The organism is Exiguobacterium sp. CH10 (genome assembly GCF_018617635.1).
Classification (GTDB): Bacteria; Bacillota; Bacilli; order Exiguobacteriales; family Exiguobacteriaceae; genus Exiguobacterium; species Exiguobacterium aestuarii_A.
The window spans coordinates 537,226-556,130 of sequence record NZ_JACSKO010000001.1; the positions used below are offsets into that span (position 1 = coordinate 537,226).

The following is an 18,905-nucleotide window of genomic DNA, read 5'->3' on the forward strand; positions in this document are numbered from 1 at the left end:
CATTGAAGTAACTATACAAAAAGAGCCGCTCCATTACTGGAGCGGCGTGTGAAAATTGGTTATTCTGGACCTCTATCATCGGCTCTAAAGTCGAGCGCTTCTCCAGCGACGACCGTCTCACCGAACGGTACGACGACGACTTTTCCGTCTCCGTTCGTCCAAATGATTGGTGTGATGAGTGATGGTACTTTATCTCGAATCGCGTTGAGATCGACTTCGAGAAGAACATCTCCCGCTTCGACTCGGGCACCTTCCTCTACTTTCGAAGTGAATCCTTCCCCTTTCAGATTAACCGTATCGAGACCGACATGAATCAATAGTTCGCGTCCATCGTCAGCCAAGATGCCGATTGCATGTTTCGTCGGGAAGAATGTCGTGATTTGACCGGTCACCGGCGAAACGACCTGACCTGAGCTTGGTTCGATCGCAAATCCTTCTCCCATCATGCGACCAGAGAAGACTTGATCTGGCACATCATCGAGTGATAACAATACACCCGACATCGGAGCGAGGAAGCGATGATCGGCTTGTTCAGCCGCTTCCGGTGTAATCACCGCTTTTTCAACTTTTTCTTTCGGTTTATACTCGCCACCTTCGATGATGGTCGCGATTTGTGATTTAAGCGTATCCGATTTCGGTCCGAAGATGGCCTGAATGTTATCCCCTACTTCAAGGACACCAGCAGCACCGAGATCTTTTAATAGGTCTTTGTCGACTTGTTTGACGTCGTTCACGGTGACACGAAGTCGCGTGATACAGGCATCCAAGTGTTTAATGTTTTCAGGACCACCGAGTCCGACGAGCACTTCATATGGCAAGTCGTCCCCAATACCGGCTTTGTCCCCTTTCGCGCCGGTCTGAACGTCACGTCCAGGAATTTTCAGGTCGAACTTCGTAATGGCGAAACGGAATCCGAAGTAATAGATGACCGCAAAGACGAGTCCGACCGGAATGACGAGCCACCAGGCGGTTCGGTTCGGCAAGACTCCGAAGAGAAGATAGTCAATGAGACCGCCAGAGAATGTCATCCCGATCTTGACGTTCAGTAGATGCATCGTCATAAAGGAGAGACCTGCAAAGACGGCGTGAATTCCAAAGAGAAGTGGTGCAACGAAGACGAATGAGAACTCGACTGGTTCTGTGATACCTGTCAAGAATGACGTGAGGGCAGCTGAGAAATAGAGACCTTCGACGTCTTTCCGACGTTCTTTCGGAACCGTGTGGAACATGGCGAGACAGGCAGCAGGTAACCCAAACATCATGAACGGGAATTTCCCGGTCATGTACGTACCAGCTGTGAACTCGACGCCGTCACGTAGTTGCGCGAAGAAGATCCGTTGGTCACCTTGTACGAGATCACCGGCTTGGTTCGTATATTCCCCGAATTGGAACCAGAACGGAGAATACCAAATATGGTGAAGACCGAACGGAATCAAGGAACGTTCTACCAATCCAAAGATGAATGCTGATAAGGCAACGTTTGCCTCGATGACCGTACTTGAGAACGTATTGATCGCATTCCCGATCGGTGGCCATATATACGCGAGCGCAATCCCGATAATCAAACTGAATGCGGCCGTCGCAATCGGGACGAACCGCTTCCCGGCAAAGAATCCTAAGAAATCTGGCAACTTGATGTTGAAATACTTGTTGTACGCATAAGCTGCAACAAGACCTGCGATAATACCCCCGAATACCCCCATTTGGAGCGTCGGGATACCGAGAACGGTTGCATACTGCGGGTCGCCTTGAGCGATTTCCGCGGTAATCCCGTTCCACGTGCTAATAACTTTATTCATGATCAAATAACCGACAATGGCTGCTAGACCAGCAACCCCATCCCCGTTCGCCAGGCCGATCGCGACCCCGACGGCAAACAGTAACCCTAAGTTTGCGAAGACGATGTCCCCGGCATCTGTCATGACTTGCCAAATCAGGACAAGTGAGTCATTCGCCAGAAACGGGAGCAATTCAACGAGGTCCGGGTTTTGGAATGCGGTACCAAACGCCAAGAGAAGACCGGCTGCCGGTAAGATCGCAACCGGAAGCATGAGTGCTTTCCCGACCCGTTGTAAAACGCCAAACACTTTCTTCCACATCATGGTTCCCTCCTTTGTCAGAATACTTACTTTTTCCCTCTAACGTTTGGATGAAACCGTTTCATATAAAAGAAAAAGACCAACCCCGAAGGATTGGTCTAGATGATGATTAGTTTGCTTTCTTTTCGTTACCTGAAGCGATAACTGCTTGAATCTCTGATTTCAATGCATCCGAACGTGGTCCGAAGATTGCTTGAATGTTGTTACCAACTTCAAGGACACCAGAAGCGCCAAGGCGTTTCAACTCATCTTTGTTTACGTTTGCTTTGTCTTTAACTTCTACACGAAGACGTGTGATACATGCATCGAGGTGCTTGATGTTTTGTGAGCCACCAAGACCGACGAGGATATCTTGTGCAAGTTCCGAACCAGTAGCTGTTGATTGTTCAACAACCTCATCTTCACGACCTGGTGTTTTAAGGTTGAACTTACGGATAACGAAGCGGAATCCGAAGTAGTAAACAACCGCGAACACGAGACCGACTGGAATGACGAGCCACCAAGCCGTACGACCTGGAAGAACTCCGAAGAGCAAGAAGTCGATCAAACCACCTGAGAACGTCATCCCGATCTTAACGTTCAAGATATGCATCGTCATGAACGAAAGACCTGCGAATACTGCGTGTACTGCGAAGAGAAGCGGTGCTACGAACAAGAATGAGAACTCGATTGGTTCTGTGATACCAGTCAAGAACGATGTAAGGGCAGCAGAAGCCAAGAGACCACCGACAACCGCTTTACGCTCAGGACGTGCTTCATGGTACATTGCGAGTGCTGCTGCAGGAAGACCGAACATCATGAACGGGAATTTACCAGTCATGAACGTACCTGCTGTCAATTCAGCACCGTCACGAATTTGTGCGAAGAAGATCGCTTGGTCACCACGAACGACGTTACCCGCTGCATCCGTGTATGAACCGAATTCAAACCAGAACGGTGAGTAGAAGATGTGGTGAAGACCGAATGGAATCAATGAACGTTCGATCAAACCGAAGACGAACGCTGCGAATGTACGGTTTTCTTCCAACATGATTTTTGAGAATGCGTTCAAACCATCTTGTACTGGTGGCCAGATCAAAAGCATGACGAAACCAGCAACGACTGCTGCAACTGCTGTTACGATTGGAACGAAACGTTTACCAGCGAAGAAACCAAGGAACTGTGGCAATTCGATATTAAAGTACTTGTTATAGGCCCATGCGGCGATAAGACCCATGATGATCCCTCCGAATACCCCTGTTTGAAGTGTTGGGATACCGAGTACGTTCGCGTAAGCAGGGTCACCTTGAGCTAACACTTCAGGTGTAAGTTCGAGCCAAACACCCATTACTTTGTTCATGATCAAGAATCCGACGATTGCTGCAAGTCCGGCTACCCCGTCACCTGCTAAACCGATGGCAACACCGACTGCGAACAAGAGCGCCAAGTTCGAGAAGATGATTCCACCTGCTTGCTCCATCAATTGAGCGAATTTCACGACGCCTTCGTTCGTTAACCAACCAGCGCGTGATGTAAGTTGTGGGTTTTGCATTGCGTTACCGAATGCAAGAAGAAGACCGGCTGCCGGCAAGATCGCAACAGGAAGCATAAGTGCTTTACCGACTTTTTGAAGAACACCAAAGATCTGCTTAAACATCAACATTTCCTCCTTTTTTTAAGTACGTATAAACAATATGATAGCGGTGTAGATGTCAGACAACCGACGTATCTAAACGTTTTCATAAATCACGTTTATAAAAACAGAAAAGGCATGAATAAGGATAGAACGTAGACCTCTCCCAACGGAGAAATCACATAACGTTCCACTCCTTACTCATGCCTGATCGAATCAGTAACACGTAAGACACGTGGTATCATTTATCTACTTGTTAGGCGCTGGAGATGCATCGTCAAATATGTCGCTTCACCTCGTGGGACGGGACGCTTTAATTCGCGTTCCATGATGCCCATCAGCTCCCAAGCAGTACTATAGCATAGCGGATATTCGTCGCGCAACACCTTTTCAATTTTTTGTGGTGCCTCGACCATCTCACCCGTCGCAACCCGCTCAACGGCGTACCTTAAATGCCGAAGTAAGCGCTTATAATCGAGTGAAGTTCGGTCCAATTTTACGTTCAAACGACTCTCAATCGTCTGGACGATTTGGCCGATGATTTGGTTATGACGATTCACTTCCAGGACATTTTTGAACGTCGTCGCCGAGTGAATATGGAGGGCAATGAACCCAGTCTCCGCATCAGGTAGGAGTACGTTCAATCGTTCATGGAACATATCGACAATCCGTTCCGCGAGCGCAAATTCGTTCGGATAAAGTGATTCTGTCTCAAGTAAAAACGGATTCGTCACTTCCATCCCTTGCTCGATTCGTTTCATCGTGAAGAACAAGTGGTCGGTCAAGCCGATATGAATGTGCTCATCGACTTTCTTACCCGTACTCGTCTCGATAAAGCCGACAATCTCTTGCATGAACGCAATAAAATCCTCATCGACATGTTTGACGAGCTCTTGATACTGCGACTGTTCTTCTTTATCTGTCAGTTGATACACTTTCTCCGGGACGCTGGCCGGGTCGACGAGGTCGCCTGGTTTTTTACCAAAGCCAATTCCCTTCCCGAGTAGAATGACTTCCGGATCCGTATCATGTTGACAAATGACAACGCTATTATTCAACACTTTTTTGATCGTATACATCGGTAATGTCATTCGCATCGCATCCCTTACTAAAATCGTTTCGCTATCTAGTATATCGGTTCATGCCCTAAAAAAGTAGGGACAAAACAAAAAAGGCGAACATTTCTGTCGCCATTTAAAACATTGAATAACCGCTCTTCCGTAAGAAACGAATCGTCACACCAGCTAAGATTGCACCAAGCAACCCGAAACCGAGCATGAACAAATCGAGAAGTTGCAACCCGACGAGTCCTTCATAGATTCCCGTGAGTGCAGTTGACGTCTCGGTCACGTAACTCGAAAGTTTGACATTATCAATCATCATGATGACAAAAATCGGATAAATGAACACAAGTGTCCACGTCTTTTTAAGTAACATATTTAAGATGAAGCCGATACTGAAAAAAATCGTCATATATAAGACGGCCCCAATGACTGCTTGGATAATATGCATGTGATGTCCCCCTTGTCCGCTCTCCATTATACAAAATTTCGACCGACGTGGTCAAAGAACTTCCTATGACAATTTCGAAAGAAAACAGCTCGTTCTGAATCAGAACGAGCCGTACGTTAATCGAAAATTAGAACTTTCCTTTTTTGAGGACGAGTCCGTATTTTTTCAATTCGATGAAATGTTTGTTGTCGATCACTTTCTTCATGAATGAAGCGTTGCGACCGAAGATTTTTTTACCCATGACGATTCCGATTCCATCGTTATGACCGAGTGAAGCAACTGTCCCTTTGCTCTCGTAAGTGAACTTCGAAGTCGATTTGCCATTGATGAGTGCCGCGATGTTTTTCGCAACGTTGTGCGCTTGTTGTGTTGCGATTTGTGCCGTCGGTGGGTATGGACGGTTCGAAGCAGGGTCCATGACTGCCGAGCAGTCACCGATAATGAAGACGTTGTCGTGACCTGGTGCACGGTTGTCCGCTTCCACCATGACACGGTTACGAACCGCTTCAAATCCTGATTTTTCGATGATCGGGCTACCACTTACGCCACCTGTCCAGATGATCGTGTTGGCATGAATCGTCTCCGTCGTGTCACCTTGAAGTGGACCAAACGTAACGACACCTGGCTCAACACCTTTGATTCCGTTACCGAGTTTCATCTCGACACCGTTACGCTCCAACCATTTCTGCGCGTACGTTGTGAGTTCTGGGTCGAAACCTGGAAGAACCGTTGGCGCTGCTTCAATATTGACGATGCGAACAGCTTCGCGTGGTACGTCATATTGTTTGCAAAGCTCTGGGATTCGGTTGACGATTTCACCGAGGAATTCGATTCCTGTGAATCCAGCACCACCGACAACGATCGTTACGAACGAGCTGTCAGAAGAACCGTTTGTTTTATATTGAGCGAATGAGTACTCGATGTGCTCTTTAATTTTACGAACGCTGTTCAATGAGCTGATTGTCATGGCGTTTTCTTTCAAGCCTGGGATACCGAATGTTTCCGGTACACCGCCGAGGCCGATGACAACGTAGTCGTATTCGACGACAGAACCATCTTCAAGCGTGACTTGTTTCGCAGCAGTATCGACGCGATCGACGATCCCTTTGACAAGTTTCACACGTGATGGGTTCACAATATCGTTAATGTAAATGCGTGCTTGGTCTGGGTTCATCGTTCCAGCAGCTGGTTCGTGAAGCCAAGTTGTTTGGTAGTGATAATCATGCTTGTTGATGAGCGTGATGTTCGCGTCACCTGCAGCGAGTGTCTTTTGAAGGTTGACGGCTGTGATGAGTCCGCCAAAGCCCGCGCCAAGAATAACAATGTTAGGTCGTTTCATGTTCATTTCCACCTTGTTTAAAGTTTTGTTTTTTTGAACAACTATGTTGTGTGTTTCTTCACATAGATGTTCACAATAAAGCCCATTCTTGTTCAACATCTGTTCACAATTGCTTCTGTTTCATTGTACGCTCTTTAAATTGAATTCTCAATGGAAAAGCTTATCTTCTTGAATTTTTTTTGAAAGTGTTGCATGTTTGTACTGAATGGATTTAATTCAATAAACTCTCTATAGTAAATGTATACGCTTTGAGGAGGAATTCGATGAAGACGACGAAAGATGTAATCATCATCGGTGGAGGTCCGGTTGGACTGTTCACCGCATTTTATGCAGGCATGCGCCAACTCGATACGACGTTGATTGAAAGTTTACCGCAACTCGGCGGTCAATTGTCAACGCTCTATCCTGAAAAATATATTTATGATATCGCTGGCTTCCCGAAAGTGAAAGCACAGGATTTGATTGATCAATTAAAAGCACAGGCTGATCAATTCGAGCAGGACTATCGCCTCGGCGAAACCGTTGAAACGGTGGAACGTCTCGAGGACGGCACGTTCGTTTTAACGACGAATAAAGAAGAGTACCATACGAAAGCGGTCATCATCACTGCTGGAAACGGTGCCTTCTCGGCTCGTCCACTCGGTCTTGACGGTTGCGAAGATTACGCAAACCTTCATTACTTTGTCGATAACATGGAGAAATTCCGTGATCGCCGCGTCATGATTGCCGGTGGTGGCGACTCTGCTGTCGACTGGGCACTCATGCTCGAAGGCATCGCAAAAGAAGTACACATCGTTCACCGCCGTGATCGTTTCCGTGCTCACGAACACACGGTCGAACAAATGAAGGCATCGACGATTAATGTCCTTACGCCGTACAACATCGAGTCACTCTCAGGTGAGACACACATCGAATCTGTTGAATTGACGGATAAAGACGGCGAGTCAAAAATCGTTGAGATTGATGATTTGATTTGTAACTACGGATTCGTGTCATCTCTTGGTCCAATCAAGAATTGGGGAATGGAATTTGAGAAGAACACAATCCGTGTCGACTCACGCATGGAAACAACAGTTGCCGGGATCTTCGCTTGCGGTGATATCGCCACATATGAAGGAAAAGTGAAGCTGATCGCAACAGGTTTCGGTGAAGCACCGATTGCCATCAACCAAGTGAAGCAACTTGTGGATCCGACTGCCCGTCACCCGCAACACTCGACATCTGTATTTGCCGGGAAATAATGATCAATCCTCTGTGGACTGTGTCCACAGAGGATTTTTTCATTTCCGCATCGTTTGAATGATGACCCGGTCAATCCAGTCATCGAGTTGCGTGAACACGAAGCCCGCCTTTTTCGCTTCAGCAATCGACATGTAATAGTCGACGTCCGAATCATATGGGGACGACTCCCCATCTTTTATGATATGGACAGGTTTTCCGACATGTTGCCCGATTCGCTCCATTAAAGCACCCATGGAGATGAGACCGTCACTCGCAGCGTTGAAGGGTCCAGTCACGTTCGCACGTCCCACCCATTCTAAAAATGCTGCTGCTTCCGCGCTCGAGATGAAGCCCATTTTCGCTTCTGGACGATGCAACACAATCGGTTCCTCGTTGCGAATCGCGTCCACATAAAACTTGAGTCGATCTGTATAATCATCTGGTCCGAGGACAATCGGTAAGCGTACGGTCGCAACTGGGAACGAAGCTCGGTGGAAGAAGAACGACTCTGCCTCTCGCTTCCCTTGTCCGTAGTCATGCTCGGCTTCTAGATGATATTCATAATGGAGCGGATTAAAGTCACTCTCTTTTAAATCAGGTCCCGGCGCGTATACCGACATTGTAGACGTCAGGACATACTTTCCGACTTTGTCCATAAACGCATCCGAGGCGATTTTTGCCTGATACGGGGTAAAGCAAATATTGTCGTAGACGAGGTCATACCGTTCTCGTGCCAAGTCTTTCATCGTCGCGACCGATTGTCGGTCTCCTTTAATGGACCGTATCCCTTCGGCTTCTGGTACTTGCAACTGTCCCCTCGTCACAATCGTCACATCGTCCCCCGCCTCCGCGAGTCGTAAGGCAAGTCGTTTCCCGAAATAGCGCGATCCTCCAAAAATCAATACTTTCCTCATCAGCCTAGCCCCCTTCAATACGATTCTCTTCCCTACATTCCCTTTCCCCGACGTTCCGTAACTGGTCGAATCGCACAAAAAAAAGACTATGGCGCTCCATAGTCTAAAATAATTAACATTCTCCTGGTGTCCCGGCGTTCGTCGCCGTCCGGAAACTCGAACCACAACCGCATGTAGCAATGGCATTCGGGTTTTTAATCGTGAATCCCCCACCGAGCATCGATTGCTTGTAGTCAATCTCAAGCCCATCGACGACACCGTGATCGACTTCCGCAACGATGACGCGGACGCCGTGATGGTCGAATTGAATATCTTTATCCGTCTTTTCCTCATCAAAGCCCATTCCATATGAAAGTCCTGTACATCCGCCACCTTGGACCTTCACTCGCAAATATTGTGCATCCGGGCGTTCGGTCTGTTTCATCATCTCTTGTACTTGAAGTGCTGCTGATTCTGTCAAATGAATCATCTGAACTCCTCCTCATTTTATCTTCAATTCAAGTCAATTGACTTGTAGTTTTGTGCATTATCTTGTATAACTAAACTGTAACAAAAAAAATTAAATCGTTCCATCTTCGGGGCAGGGTGAAATTCCCGACCGGCGGTATTGAAGAATTTATTCTTCTCAGCCCGTGAGCGAGCAAGGCGTTGCTTGCTGATTTCGTGAGATTCGAAAGCCGACAGTACAGTCTGGATGGGAGAAGATGGCGGCATCCGACCGATATCCGGATGTTTTCTTTGACGTGGACTTTTCCACCTCGGAAAACATCTATTTCGTATGCGCGTAAACTCTCCCGATTGTCTTCATTGCAATCGGGTTTTTATATGCGACGGATGCCATTCATCGAGGAGCGACCTAAAGGAGAGATTCTGATGAAAACTACGCGCAACAAACGATTGACAACTATGGTGACTTTGGCGATGCTCGGGACGATTTCGTTCGTACTCATGCTATTCAACTTCCCGCTCCCATTTTTACCGCCATTCCTCAAAGTGGATTTCAGTGACATTCCTGCACTCATTGCTGGGATCGTCTTTTCTCCACTCGCAGGTGTCGTGGTCGTCGGATTGAAAAACGTCTTGTACTATGTCTTTAACGGTGGCGGTGTCCCGGTCGGAGAAGTCGCAAACTTCTTCGCAGGTGTCGCATTCATGTATCCGGTCGCATGGTTCTACCACAAACGGAAGACGAACAAAGCACTCGCTTCTGGACTACTCGCCGGTACAATCACGATGGCACTCAGCCTCGCCATTTTAAACTATCTCGTCATCTTGCCAGCCTATGCCTTCTTCTTCGGAATGGCAGACATGGCCGACCCGGCCGTGAAGACGGACCTCGTCCTTTACGGGATCTTACCGTTCAACTTGATTAAAGCGATCTTGATCAGTGCGCTCTTCGTCCCACTCTTCTTGAAATTGAAGCCGTGGATCGAACGTCAGCGCGTACAACTTCAAGCATAATCGATATACGAGCATCTAGGCGTTGCCTAGGTGCTTTTTTCAATCCGATGGATCAGGAGGAGTTTGAATAATGAAACATGAACAGGATTTGATTGATTTCTTACAACAAGATGCAGAACTTATGAACCTTCTTCGCACCGTTGCTACCCTTCATCTGCCCGACTGGTGGATTTGCGCGGGCTATATTCGCGCAAAAATATGGGACCATCTTCATGGATACGATGCACCGACCCAAACGGACGACGTCGATGTGATTTATTTCGACCCTACTCAGTCAGAAGAATCCATCGAAAAAGAATTAGAACAGGTGTTGAATCAACTCGACCCGAGCGTACCTTGGTCTGTAAAAAACCAAGCGAGGATGCATCATGTGAACCATTTGCCACCATATACGTCATCGGTCGATGCGCTAGCGCACTTCCCCGAGACGGTGACCGCAATCGGGGTACGTCTCAATGTAGACGGTGAGCTCATTCTCTCAGCACCCTATGGCGTTCAAGACCTTCTCACACTACAAGCTAGACCTACACCATATTTTGAAACAAGCACCTCAAAACATCCAATCTACTTGAAACGAATGGCTCAAAAAAATTGGCCAGCTCAATGGCCGAACGTCAAATTGTATACATCATCCCTACACTAAAAAACGCGACCACCGAAGTGATCGCGTTTTCTTATACTAATTAGAGAAGAAGTCCAGCCAATGTAGCTGACATCAAGTTTGCAAGCGTACCTGCGAGAATTGCGAGGACACCCATACGCGCGATGTCACCACGACGGTTTGGTGCCATACCACCAAGACCACCGAGAAGGATCGCGAGTGATGAAATGTTGGCGAAACCACAAAGTGCGAATGCAATCATTGCTTCTGTACGAGCTGACAAATCACCAGAACCGATGATTGGTGCAAACTCAGAGAAGGCAACGAATTCGTTCAAGACTAGTTTTTGACCGAGGAAGCTACCAAATTGTACTGCATCTGCCCACGGAACACCGATAACGAATGCAAATGGCGCGAACACATAACCAAGAATCAATTCGAGTGACAAGCTATCAAATCCGAAGAGTCCGCCTACTGAACCAAGGATCAAGTTGACGAGCGCAATCAATGAAACGAACGCGAGAAGCATTGCACCGACGTTCAAAGCAAGGAAGAGACCGTCAGAAGCACCACGTGCCGCTGCATCGACGAAGTTCGCCGCTCTGTCTTCTTCTTCCTCTACAATCTCGATGTCATCATCGTATTCTTCTGTTTCTGGAACGATGATTTTCGCGAACAAGAGACCAGCCGGCGCTGCCATGAAGCTCGCTGCGAGCAAGTACTCGAGCGGTACACCGAGTGCTGCGTATCCAGCAAGTACAGAACCGGCAACTGATGCAAGACCACCGACCATAACTGCGAAGAGTTCAGACTGTGTCATCGTAGGAAGGTAAGGCTTGATGACAAGCGGTGCTTCCGTCTGACCGACGAAAATGTTTGCTGTTGCTGAAAGTGACTCTTTACGTGACGTTCCTAACGCTTTCGCGAGTGCCGTACCAAGGATACGGATGACCCACTGCATGACGCCAAGGTAGTAGAGTAACGCGATTAATGATGACATGAAAACGATAATCGGAAGGACTTGGAATGCGAAAACGAAGTTGTCGCCGCCGACCGCTGTTCCGAATACGAACGCGATCCCGTCATTTGCCGTGTTCAAGATTGCTTGAACCCCGCTCGAGATCCATTCAAGTGCTGCACGTCCCCAAGATGTGTACAGAACAAGGAAAGCAAACGCGAATTGAACAGCGAACGCTGCCAAGACCGTGCGCCATTTGATGGCTTTACGGTTGGTAGAGAAGATGTAAGCGATTGCAATTAGTGCCAAAATACCAACCACACTCATGATTTTCATTGATGTTGTGCTCCTTTCATATTAAACAAAGCTATTATATGTGTCATACCCGAAAAGAGATGTGCCCTACCGTTTGAAACGCTTTCTTTTTCTCGTTGTTAAACGTCAGACAACCTACATTCGAACCTCTTAGAATATAACATCCCTCTTTTTAAAATGCAACGGGTGAAATAAAAAAGTTTGAGGTCATCCCTCAAACTTTTCACCATGCCATCTCTTCAATTTTTTCATACACCTTCGTCACCAACTCATCCGGCGTTTCACCGGTCACAACTTCCCCGTCGACGAGGCAAAAGAGGTCGAGGGAACAGACGCCACAGTAGCCTGTACAGCCGTATTCGACTACATCGAGATCAGGGTCTGACTCTAATTTTGCTCGGGCCACTTGTGAGCCCATCGCTAAATTCGAGGCGCAAAATTCGATGATCGGATTCATCATATATGTCACCGTCTTTCTTTACGTGAATTATCGGAAAATGGTTCTTCTACGGCAGATTATAACATGATACAGTTGAAGAGTAACAAAGGGGGATTATTATGCGCAAATTAGTCGTCTTAGGGGGCGGTTACGGGGGTATGCGTGTCATCGAAAGAGTTCTTGGACATCAGTTGAAGGACGTATCGGTCACGCTCGTCGATCGCTTACCTTATCATGGATTAAAAACAGAGTATTATGCGCTCGCTGCAGGAACGGTCTCGGACCGCGATATTCGCATCGATTTTCCGGAAGAAATTGACTACATATACGGACAAGTCACGGATATCGATACGGAAGACAAGATGGTTCTTCTCGCGAGTGGAGAAAAAGTACCTTATGATGACCTCGTCATCGGATTAGGCTGTGAAGACAAGTATCACAACGTCCAGGGGGCAGCAGAGTTCACGTACAGTATTCAAACACTTGAAGAATCACGAAAAACACAGCAAGCGATCAACGGGTTACGGCCCGGATCGGTCGTCTCGGTCGTTGGAGCCGGATTATCCGGCGTCGAACTCGCAAGCGAACTACGCGAGAGTCGTCCTGATTTGACGGTTCGATTGTTTGACCGTGGACCTTCCGTATTATCATTCTTATCCAATCGTGTCTCCATGTATGTGCAATCTTGGTTCGAAGAGCACGGAGTCGAAGTCATCAACAACGCCAATATTACGCGCGTCGATGCCGATGGATTATGGAACCATGAAGATTTGTTCCCTTCCGACTTGACCGTATGGACAGCCGGTATTCAACCGGTCGCTGTCGTACGCAATCAAGGATGGGAGCTTGATGGAGGCGGACGTGTCAAACTGACAGAGCATCATTTCGTCCCTGGCCTACCAGACGTATTCGTCGTCGGAGATAACGCGAGCTTGCCGTACGCACCTTCTGGACAACTCGCCGAAGCTCAGGCCGAACAAATCGTTCAAGTGCTCCTCTGTAAATGGAAAGGCCTTGCCTATCCAGAGTTACCAGACATCAAATTGAAAGGGACGCTCGGTTCCCTCGGGAAGAAAGCAGGCTTTGGAGTGTTCATGGGGAAACAATCACTCACCGGCAAAGTCGCCCGCTTGTTGAAGTCCGGCATTCTTTGGAAACATAAAGTCATCAAGTAAACAATTGCGAATGGACCTGACGGGTCGATTCGCTTTTTTCATGCACCGCATCACCGATTTTCTGTTACCGTTACGTCCTCTTGAGTCAAAAGTCTTGTATCTGAATCCCCTGTATCCTTATCTAAATATTCAGATTTTTAATGCCATCGACATATTCTATCCGTTGGAAATACTTGTTACTCTATGAACACGGCAGTACGACATCCTGTCATCTTGCCTACTACCTTAAAGGAGGAAACAAGTTGAAGAAAATCTGTAGCACCGTCCTTGCATCATTGCTCGTCTTATCAACCGTCCCAGGAGGCGCGGAAGCCGCCCCGAACAAGGAGAAAGAACGCGTCCTCGTCGTCTTCAAAGAAACGGCAAAGAAAATTCCGCTCTCGATTGAAGGCATGGAAGTTAAACAACAGTATTCGAATATTCCTGCAGCAGCACTTGAAGTTCCGAAAGCTGCCTTGAACGGACTGAAGAATAACCCGCATGTCGCACACGTGGAAGTCGATCAAACGGTACATATCGAGAACCAAAGCCAGGATTGGGGAATCCCTAAACTTCAAGCTCCTTCCGCTTGGCAAAGTGGGTTCACTGGGAAAGGTGTCAAAGTATCCGTCGTCGATACGGGTATCTCCGCTCATCCTGACTTAACGATTGCTGGTGGTGCCTCGTTTAGTACGGTCACGAGTTCTTACGCCGATGATAACGGTCACGGTACGCACGTCGCCGGGATTATCGGAGCCCGTAACAACAGCATCGGTACGGTCGGAATCGCTCACGAGGCAAGCATCTATGCCGTCAAAGCACTTGAGGCGAACGGTAGTGGTAGTCTATCAAGCATCATCGCCGGCATTGACTGGTCGATCACAAATGACATGGACATCATCAACTTGAGTCTTGGGACGACAAGCCCTTCGACGACACTCCAACAAGTCGTGGATCGTGCGAATAACGCAGGCATCCTTGTCGTTGCGGCAGCCGGAAACAACGGACGTACCGATGGGTCGGGCGATCTCGTCAACTACCCAGCGCGTTACAGTTCGGCAATCGCCGTCGCTGCAACGGATATCAACAACAACCGTGCCTCGTTCTCAGCGACAGGCGGCACAGTCGAAGTCGCGGCACCTGGTGTCAGCATCAATTCAACCCTCTCAAATGGCGGCTACGGTCAAATGAGCGGAACATCGATGGCGACGCCTTACGTTGCAGGTAACCTCGCACTCATGAAGCAAGCCTTCCCAACGTTATCGAGCACGCAACTCCGTACGAAATTATCTCAAGATTCGATTGACCTCGGTACGGCAGGTCGAGACACTTGGTTCGGAAATGGACTCGTCCAAGCCCCTACTTCTGGTGGTACGACGCAACCGGTACAAGCACTCACAACGACAGTATCGACTTCGAAGTCAAACTACTACGCGGGTGAAGTCGTCTCGATTTCTTCAACAGTACGTAATTCGACTGGCCAAGCGGTCGCAAACGCTGATGTCCGTGTGACGGTCACACAACCGAACGGGGCGACGCTCGTCGGTACAGGCAAGACGAATGCTTCAGGTGCCATCACGTTCACACTCTCTACGAACTCTTGGTCACAGCGTGGAACGTATCAAGTGAAGTCTGACGCGACGCTTACAGGTTACACGGCTGGTTCAGCAACGTCATCGTTCCAACTTCTCTAAACAAAAAAAGTCGAGCGCTTCGCTCGACTTCACTGATTGACGAATCACGTCGCATCATACGACCTGGTTCGTCTTTTTGTAGTGTGAACATCTACAATCGTTGCGCCGTATCCATCAACTGTGTCGAAGATGTCGCAATTTGTGTCGTCGCCCGCTTGAGTTCGGCAATCGACTCCACAATCTCATCGATGTCCCCGGCGAGGCTCCCCATCTGTCCGTCGGCATGTTCCGAGTCACCAGAGATCTGGAGGAAGGCATCCGTCACTTGATTGATTCGTCCCATCGTCTGCTTCATCTCTTGCTCGGTTGAAAGCACTCGACTCGATGTCTCTTCCATTTGATTCGTCAGGCGCTTCACCAAATCCTCAACTTCTTCCGCTGCTTGCTTGGACTGACTCGCAAGCGTCCGGACCTCGGAAGCGACGACTTGGAACCCTTTCCCTTGCTCTCCAGCCCGTGCTGCTTCGATGGCCGCGTTCAAACTGAGCAAGTTCGTCTGATTGGCAATCTGCTTCACCGAATCCGCAATCGTCATGATCTCGTTCATCAACTTTTCGAGCGCTTTGATTTCTTGGGCAGAATCCGAAAGGTCTCGTGTGATTTCATCGAGACGGCCTGTCTCGGACAAGATGGCGTCTTTCCCGCTCACCGATGAATGAAGCACCGTCCTTAACTTCGTCTGAGTCAATGAACTCGAATGTTTCATATCATCTGCTCTCTCGTTCATCGACTGGAAACTGGCCATGACCTCTTGGGAGAGTGCCGCCAAATCTTCGCTCGCCTGTTGGATCGTTTGACCAATCTCATCTTTCACAAGTTGCATTTGGTCACGAACGACTTCAGCCTCATCATCAAACATCTCGAGCACGATCTGTTGCTCGAAATTAAAGATTTTCGAAACGGCCATCATCAACTTCATTTTTGATTCGGCGTCGAGCTGCTCATCTTGAATCGATAAGACGAGTGTCTCAAATATTTTTTGGAAGGCAGCCATGTACCATTTTCCTTTTAAGCCGATTAAATAATGACGTTTGGCAATCACGAGGCGTCTGTTAATATACGCTTCATTCAACTTCCCTTCAAACATCTCCATGATGTGGTTCGAGAGGGTCAGTTTCAATTTGTCCGAAGACGAGTGTTGCCGAATCAAGTCTTTCATCTCATCAATCTTTTCGAGCTCCTCATAAAACACATCAACTAAACGGGGTGTCAACTGACGTAGTTCATGTTGATAGGCACGCAAATACGCGAGATCTTCACGTTCGAGGCGAATCAACTGACGTTGTCTTTCTAAATCCTCCGGTAACGCGATCAACAAGTGCTCCATTTGGGACGAAGTGTCTAAATGGATCGGCATGTTTCGTTTTCGGGCAAACATTGAACAGTCCTCCTTCAATGAATGTTTTCGTTAAATTTTCAAAATATTATAAAAATTATGCAGGTTATGTTCAGTTTAGCTCGTTAGTCAAAAGTTGTAAAATCGATTTCGGAAGAATAGGTAAACAAAAAACGAACCTTGCATTCGCATGGTCCGTCTGTCGTCAATACTCATTTATGATTGCTTCGCTTCAATCGCCGCATATACTTTTCTTAACTGAACGACGCCTTCGTCAATCACTTCCCCGTCTAACAAAACGAGCGGATAGAACCATTCGTCCTCTTTAAGTGCCTGGGCGAACTCGTCTTCACTTTGTTCGAAATCGATGTATTCGAACAAAAAAGATTGCTCTGGATACTTTCGTCCGAGTGCACTTTGCAACCATTCATACGTCTCGGTCGAACTCGGTGCACCGACACAACTCGCACATTGAACTTCAGCCCCATATACCGTAATTTTCATCTTCATTCCCCCTCAAAACCATTATACAAAATCCTTCCCTTACTCGATGATGAAACGCTCAGCGTAAATGATTGAGAAACACTCTCAAACTTGCTAGAATAAAGTAGAACGAGAAAGGGGTAGATACCATGGAAATGTTTGATCAAGTCCAAGAAGTGCTCGATAAATTGCGTCCGTTCTTGCTTCGTGACGGCGGAGACGTCGAACTCGTAGATGTCGAAGAAGGCATCGTCAAGCTCCGTTTGATGGGTGCTTGCGGCAGCTGCCCGTCTTCAACAATCACGCTAAAAGCCGGTATTGAGCGTGCGCTCATCGAAGAAGTACCAGGCATCGTCGAAGTAGAACAAGTATTCTAAGCAAAAAGGGAGACATTCGTCATCCCTTTTTTTCATGCTTCCATTCATCTAAGCTCTCGACCATATAGGTTGGGAGTTTTTCTTGTTCTTGGATAAATGCCGGTCCATGTACACCTGAGTTCACATGGAGCGTACGAATGCCACCATTGATTCCAAATAAAATATCTGTGTGATAGTTATCCCCTACCATGACGACATCTTCTTTATTCAACCCAATCATGTCGAGTGCGATGTCGATCATAACCGGTTCCGGCTTTCCGATGAAGAAAGGATCTTTCTCCGTCGTCACGGTCAACACGGACGTGAGTGATCCGTTCCCCGGTAAAAATCCACGTTCGGTCGGAATGGCGATATCCCCATTCGTCGAGATGAATCGAGCCCCCGAGCGGATGGCGATTGCGCCTCGCGCCAACTTCTCATACGTGATGTGTCGGTCGAGTCCGATGACCACGTAGTCCGCCTTCGGTTCGTCTGTGACATGAAAACCGCGAGACTCTAACGCGAGACGAAGTCCGTCTTCCCCAATCATATAGACGGTTGCTCCTGGCGACATCTTCTCAATATAAAAAGCCGTCGCCATCGCGCTCGTCAAGACGTTTTCCGCCTTCACGTTTGCGCCCATCGCAATCAATTTATCCGCGATCTGTTGTTGTGTCATCGATGCGTTGTTCGTGACGAACAAATACGGGACGCCCGTCGCTTCTAGTTCGTTGACGAAATCAACCGCTGCCTGAACGGGTTCTGTACCGGCATACATCGTGCCGTCTAAATCAAACAAATATCCTTTAATCGGTTCCATCCAATCACTCGCTTTCTGGTAAGAATGCGGACACTGGTCCAAGCTCGACTTCTAAGTAGTGACGAACTTGTGCGGAGAATGCCGTGAAGTCTTGTTTTGACGTCTTCACCCACTCATCAAATTTTGATGCGTCGGCGTGCACAAACTCACGAACGTAGTAGGCACGTAATCCGACGAGCGCTTTCGTCGCGTTTGCCGTCGTTTCATCAAGTACACGCTCATCCAATAAGATGTCGACAATGTCTTCATAACTGCCCGGATCTCGCATAATGAACCCGTCAATCATCGAGTTCCCAACATCGATGACACCTTCCATAAGAAGGACGGCCATTCGCTGTTTCGCAAGCTCCACCGTGAACGCATCCCCCGTCAATTGATCGGTGTGCGCTAACATCGTCTCCATTTGTTCCAGTGTCTGATTAATCTTCTCTCTATTCACAAAATACATGATGATCCCCCCTGCTGTTAATACTAATCTTTTTTCGGTCAGGAGAAAAGAATCTGTCCTATTTACATCATTTATAAAATTGTGATACACTAATCAACGGATTTAAGCCGTAAAAAGTATAACACATTGAATAGAGATAACGT

Annotated in this window: 18 protein-coding genes, 1 pseudogene and 1 riboswitch; of the genes and pseudogenes, 6 read left to right on the forward strand and 13 right to left on the reverse strand. The window is 47.7% G+C overall.

From position 1 onward, the window contains the following. Positions 1–59 precede the first annotated feature (59 nt). The 5 genes and pseudogenes from ptsG (KNP04_RS02785) to KNP04_RS02805 form a co-directional block, all read right to left on the reverse strand. On the reverse strand, positions 60–2,099 hold the full coding sequence (gene ptsG / locus KNP04_RS02785; protein ID WP_214746287.1) for a glucose-specific PTS transporter subunit IIBC: 2,040 nt from the start codon (positions 2,097–2,099) through the stop codon (positions 60–62). 136 nt (positions 2,100–2,235) lie between these two features. After that, positions 2,236–3,735, reverse strand: a pseudogene (gene ptsG / locus KNP04_RS02790) (glucose-specific PTS transporter subunit IIBC); the annotation flags it as partial. 221 nt (positions 3,736–3,956) lie between these two features. Continuing rightward, a complete protein-coding gene (glcT, locus tag KNP04_RS02795) occupies positions 3,957–4,790 on the reverse strand; it encodes a glucose PTS transporter transcription antiterminator GlcT (RefSeq protein ID WP_481804559.1) in 834 nt (277 codons plus the stop codon). Between the two features lie 115 nt (positions 4,791–4,905). Beyond that, positions 4,906–5,223 carry a YuiB family protein gene (locus KNP04_RS02800; protein WP_012726819.1) on the reverse strand — a complete coding sequence of 106 codons (318 nt, stop codon included), beginning with the start codon at positions 5,221–5,223 and terminating at the stop codon, positions 4,906–4,908. 127 nt (positions 5,224–5,350) lie between these two features. Further along, a complete protein-coding gene (locus KNP04_RS02805) occupies positions 5,351–6,562 on the reverse strand; it encodes an NAD(P)/FAD-dependent oxidoreductase (protein WP_214746276.1) in 1,212 nt (403 codons plus the stop codon). 263 nt (positions 6,563–6,825) lie between these two features. Here KNP04_RS02805 and KNP04_RS02810 point away from each other — a divergent pair, with 263 nt between their 5' ends. Then, positions 6,826–7,803, forward strand: coding sequence for an NAD(P)/FAD-dependent oxidoreductase (locus tag KNP04_RS02810; protein WP_074033516.1), 978 nt, complete (start codon positions 6,826–6,828; stop codon positions 7,801–7,803). 39 nt (positions 7,804–7,842) lie between these two features. Here KNP04_RS02810 and KNP04_RS02815 read toward each other — a convergent pair whose 3' ends face one another. Continuing rightward, complete coding sequence (locus KNP04_RS02815) at positions 7,843–8,697, reverse strand: NAD-dependent epimerase/dehydratase family protein (RefSeq protein WP_214874594.1); 855 nt, start codon at positions 8,695–8,697, stop codon at positions 7,843–7,845. Positions 8,698–8,809: 112 nt separating this feature from the next. Then, positions 8,810–9,166 (reverse strand): HesB/IscA family protein, encoded by a 357-nt coding sequence (locus KNP04_RS02820; protein WP_074033519.1) that lies wholly within the window; start codon positions 9,164–9,166, stop codon positions 8,810–8,812. Positions 9,167–9,264: 98 nt separating this feature from the next. Beyond that, positions 9,265–9,407: riboswitch (FMN riboswitch) on the forward strand. A 163-nt stretch (positions 9,408–9,570) separates the two neighbouring features. Between KNP04_RS02820 and KNP04_RS02825 the strand changes: the two genes are divergently transcribed. Both KNP04_RS02825 and KNP04_RS02830 read left to right on the forward strand, forming a co-directional pair. Then, positions 9,571–10,158 carry an ECF transporter S component gene (locus KNP04_RS02825; protein WP_214693438.1) on the forward strand — a complete coding sequence of 196 codons (588 nt, stop codon included), beginning with the start codon at positions 9,571–9,573 and terminating at the stop codon, positions 10,156–10,158. A 70-nt stretch (positions 10,159–10,228) separates the two neighbouring features. Continuing rightward, positions 10,229–10,801, forward strand: coding sequence for a nucleotidyltransferase family protein (locus KNP04_RS02830; protein WP_214874595.1), 573 nt, complete (start codon positions 10,229–10,231; stop codon positions 10,799–10,801). Between the two features lie 40 nt (positions 10,802–10,841). Here the strand turns inward: KNP04_RS02830 and KNP04_RS02835 are convergent, their stop codons facing one another. Both KNP04_RS02835 and KNP04_RS02840 read right to left on the reverse strand, forming a co-directional pair. Further along, positions 10,842–12,053, reverse strand: coding sequence for a NupC/NupG family nucleoside CNT transporter (locus tag KNP04_RS02835; RefSeq protein WP_214874596.1), 1,212 nt, complete (start codon positions 12,051–12,053; stop codon positions 10,842–10,844). A 202-nt stretch (positions 12,054–12,255) separates the two neighbouring features. Next, positions 12,256–12,492, reverse strand: coding sequence for a YuzB family protein (locus KNP04_RS02840; RefSeq protein WP_074033523.1), 237 nt, complete (start codon positions 12,490–12,492; stop codon positions 12,256–12,258). A gap of 98 nt (positions 12,493–12,590) precedes the next feature. On the opposite strand from KNP04_RS02840, the gene KNP04_RS02845 reads away from it, so the two are divergent. Both KNP04_RS02845 and KNP04_RS02850 read left to right on the forward strand, forming a co-directional pair. Beyond that, positions 12,591–13,646, forward strand: coding sequence for an NAD(P)/FAD-dependent oxidoreductase (locus KNP04_RS02845; RefSeq protein WP_214746262.1), 1,056 nt, complete (start codon positions 12,591–12,593; stop codon positions 13,644–13,646). Between the two features lie 242 nt (positions 13,647–13,888). Further along, entirely contained in the window at positions 13,889–15,319 is a 1,431-nt protein-coding gene (locus KNP04_RS02850; RefSeq protein WP_214874597.1) for a S8 family serine peptidase, read from the forward strand. Between the two features lie 91 nt (positions 15,320–15,410). On the opposite strand, the gene KNP04_RS02855 is transcribed toward KNP04_RS02850, so the two are convergent. Together KNP04_RS02855 and KNP04_RS02860 are read right to left on the reverse strand one after the other, a co-directional pair. After that, on the reverse strand, positions 15,411–16,697 hold the full coding sequence (locus KNP04_RS02855) for a globin-coupled sensor protein (RefSeq protein WP_214820536.1): 1,287 nt from the start codon (positions 16,695–16,697) through the stop codon (positions 15,411–15,413). Positions 16,698–16,871: 174 nt separating this feature from the next. Further along, positions 16,872–17,159 carry a YuzD family protein gene (locus KNP04_RS02860; protein WP_214874598.1) on the reverse strand — a complete coding sequence of 96 codons (288 nt, stop codon included), beginning with the start codon at positions 17,157–17,159 and terminating at the stop codon, positions 16,872–16,874. Positions 17,160–17,287: 128 nt separating this feature from the next. On the opposite strand from KNP04_RS02860, the gene KNP04_RS02865 reads away from it, so the two are divergent. Then, complete coding sequence (locus tag KNP04_RS02865; protein ID WP_012726833.1) at positions 17,288–17,515, forward strand: NifU family protein; 228 nt, start codon at positions 17,288–17,290, stop codon at positions 17,513–17,515. A gap of 19 nt (positions 17,516–17,534) precedes the next feature. Here the strand turns inward: KNP04_RS02865 and KNP04_RS02870 are convergent, their stop codons facing one another. Further along, positions 17,535–18,314 (reverse strand): TIGR01457 family HAD-type hydrolase, encoded by a 780-nt coding sequence (locus tag KNP04_RS02870; protein ID WP_214693457.1) that lies wholly within the window; start codon positions 18,312–18,314, stop codon positions 17,535–17,537. A 4-nt stretch (positions 18,315–18,318) separates the two neighbouring features. After that, the gene (locus KNP04_RS02875) at positions 18,319–18,762 is read right to left on the reverse strand and encodes a DUF86 domain-containing protein (RefSeq protein WP_074033528.1); all 444 of its coding nucleotides are present in this window, start codon (positions 18,760–18,762) and stop codon (positions 18,319–18,321) included. Between the last annotated feature and the right edge of the window lie 143 nt (positions 18,763–18,905).

Bases quoted from the DNA above. Each gene is read 5' to 3' on its own strand.
- ptsG (WP_214746287.1), bottom strand. From the start codon at position 2,099: ATGTGGAAGAAAGTGTTTGGCGTTTTACAACGGGTCGGGAAAGCACTC.
- glcT (WP_481804559.1), bottom strand. From the start codon at position 4,790: ATGTATACGATCAAAAAAGTGTTGAATAATAGCGTTGTCATTTGTCAA.
- KNP04_RS02800 (WP_012726819.1), bottom strand. From the start codon at position 5,223: ATGCATATTATCCAAGCAGTCATTGGGGCCGTCTTATATATGACGATT.
- KNP04_RS02805 (WP_214746276.1), bottom strand. From the start codon at position 6,562: ATGAAACGACCTAACATTGTTATTCTTGGCGCGGGCTTTGGCGGACTC.
- KNP04_RS02810 (WP_074033516.1), top strand. From the start codon at position 6,826: ATGAAGACGACGAAAGATGTAATCATCATCGGTGGAGGTCCGGTTGGA.
- KNP04_RS02815 (WP_214874594.1), bottom strand. From the start codon at position 8,697: ATGAGGAAAGTATTGATTTTTGGAGGATCGCGCTATTTCGGGAAACGA.
- KNP04_RS02820 (WP_074033519.1), bottom strand. From the start codon at position 9,166: ATGATTCATTTGACAGAATCAGCAGCACTTCAAGTACAAGAGATGATG.
- KNP04_RS02825 (WP_214693438.1), top strand. From the start codon at position 9,571: ATGAAAACTACGCGCAACAAACGATTGACAACTATGGTGACTTTGGCG.
- KNP04_RS02830 (WP_214874595.1), top strand. From the start codon at position 10,229: ATGAAACATGAACAGGATTTGATTGATTTCTTACAACAAGATGCAGAA.
- KNP04_RS02835 (WP_214874596.1), bottom strand. From the start codon at position 12,053: ATGAAAATCATGAGTGTGGTTGGTATTTTGGCACTAATTGCAATCGCT.
- KNP04_RS02840 (WP_074033523.1), bottom strand. From the start codon at position 12,492: ATGATGAATCCGATCATCGAATTTTGCGCCTCGAATTTAGCGATGGGC.
- KNP04_RS02845 (WP_214746262.1), top strand. From the start codon at position 12,591: ATGCGCAAATTAGTCGTCTTAGGGGGCGGTTACGGGGGTATGCGTGTC.
- KNP04_RS02855 (WP_214820536.1), bottom strand. From the start codon at position 16,697: ATGTTTGCCCGAAAACGAAACATGCCGATCCATTTAGACACTTCGTCC.
- KNP04_RS02860 (WP_214874598.1), bottom strand. From the start codon at position 17,159: ATGAAAATTACGGTATATGGGGCTGAAGTTCAATGTGCGAGTTGTGTC.
- KNP04_RS02865 (WP_012726833.1), top strand. From the start codon at position 17,288: ATGGAAATGTTTGATCAAGTCCAAGAAGTGCTCGATAAATTGCGTCCG.
- KNP04_RS02870 (WP_214693457.1), bottom strand. From the start codon at position 18,314: ATGGAACCGATTAAAGGATATTTGTTTGATTTAGACGGCACGATGTAT.
- KNP04_RS02875 (WP_074033528.1), bottom strand. From the start codon at position 18,762: ATGTATTTTGTGAATAGAGAGAAGATTAATCAGACACTGGAACAAATG.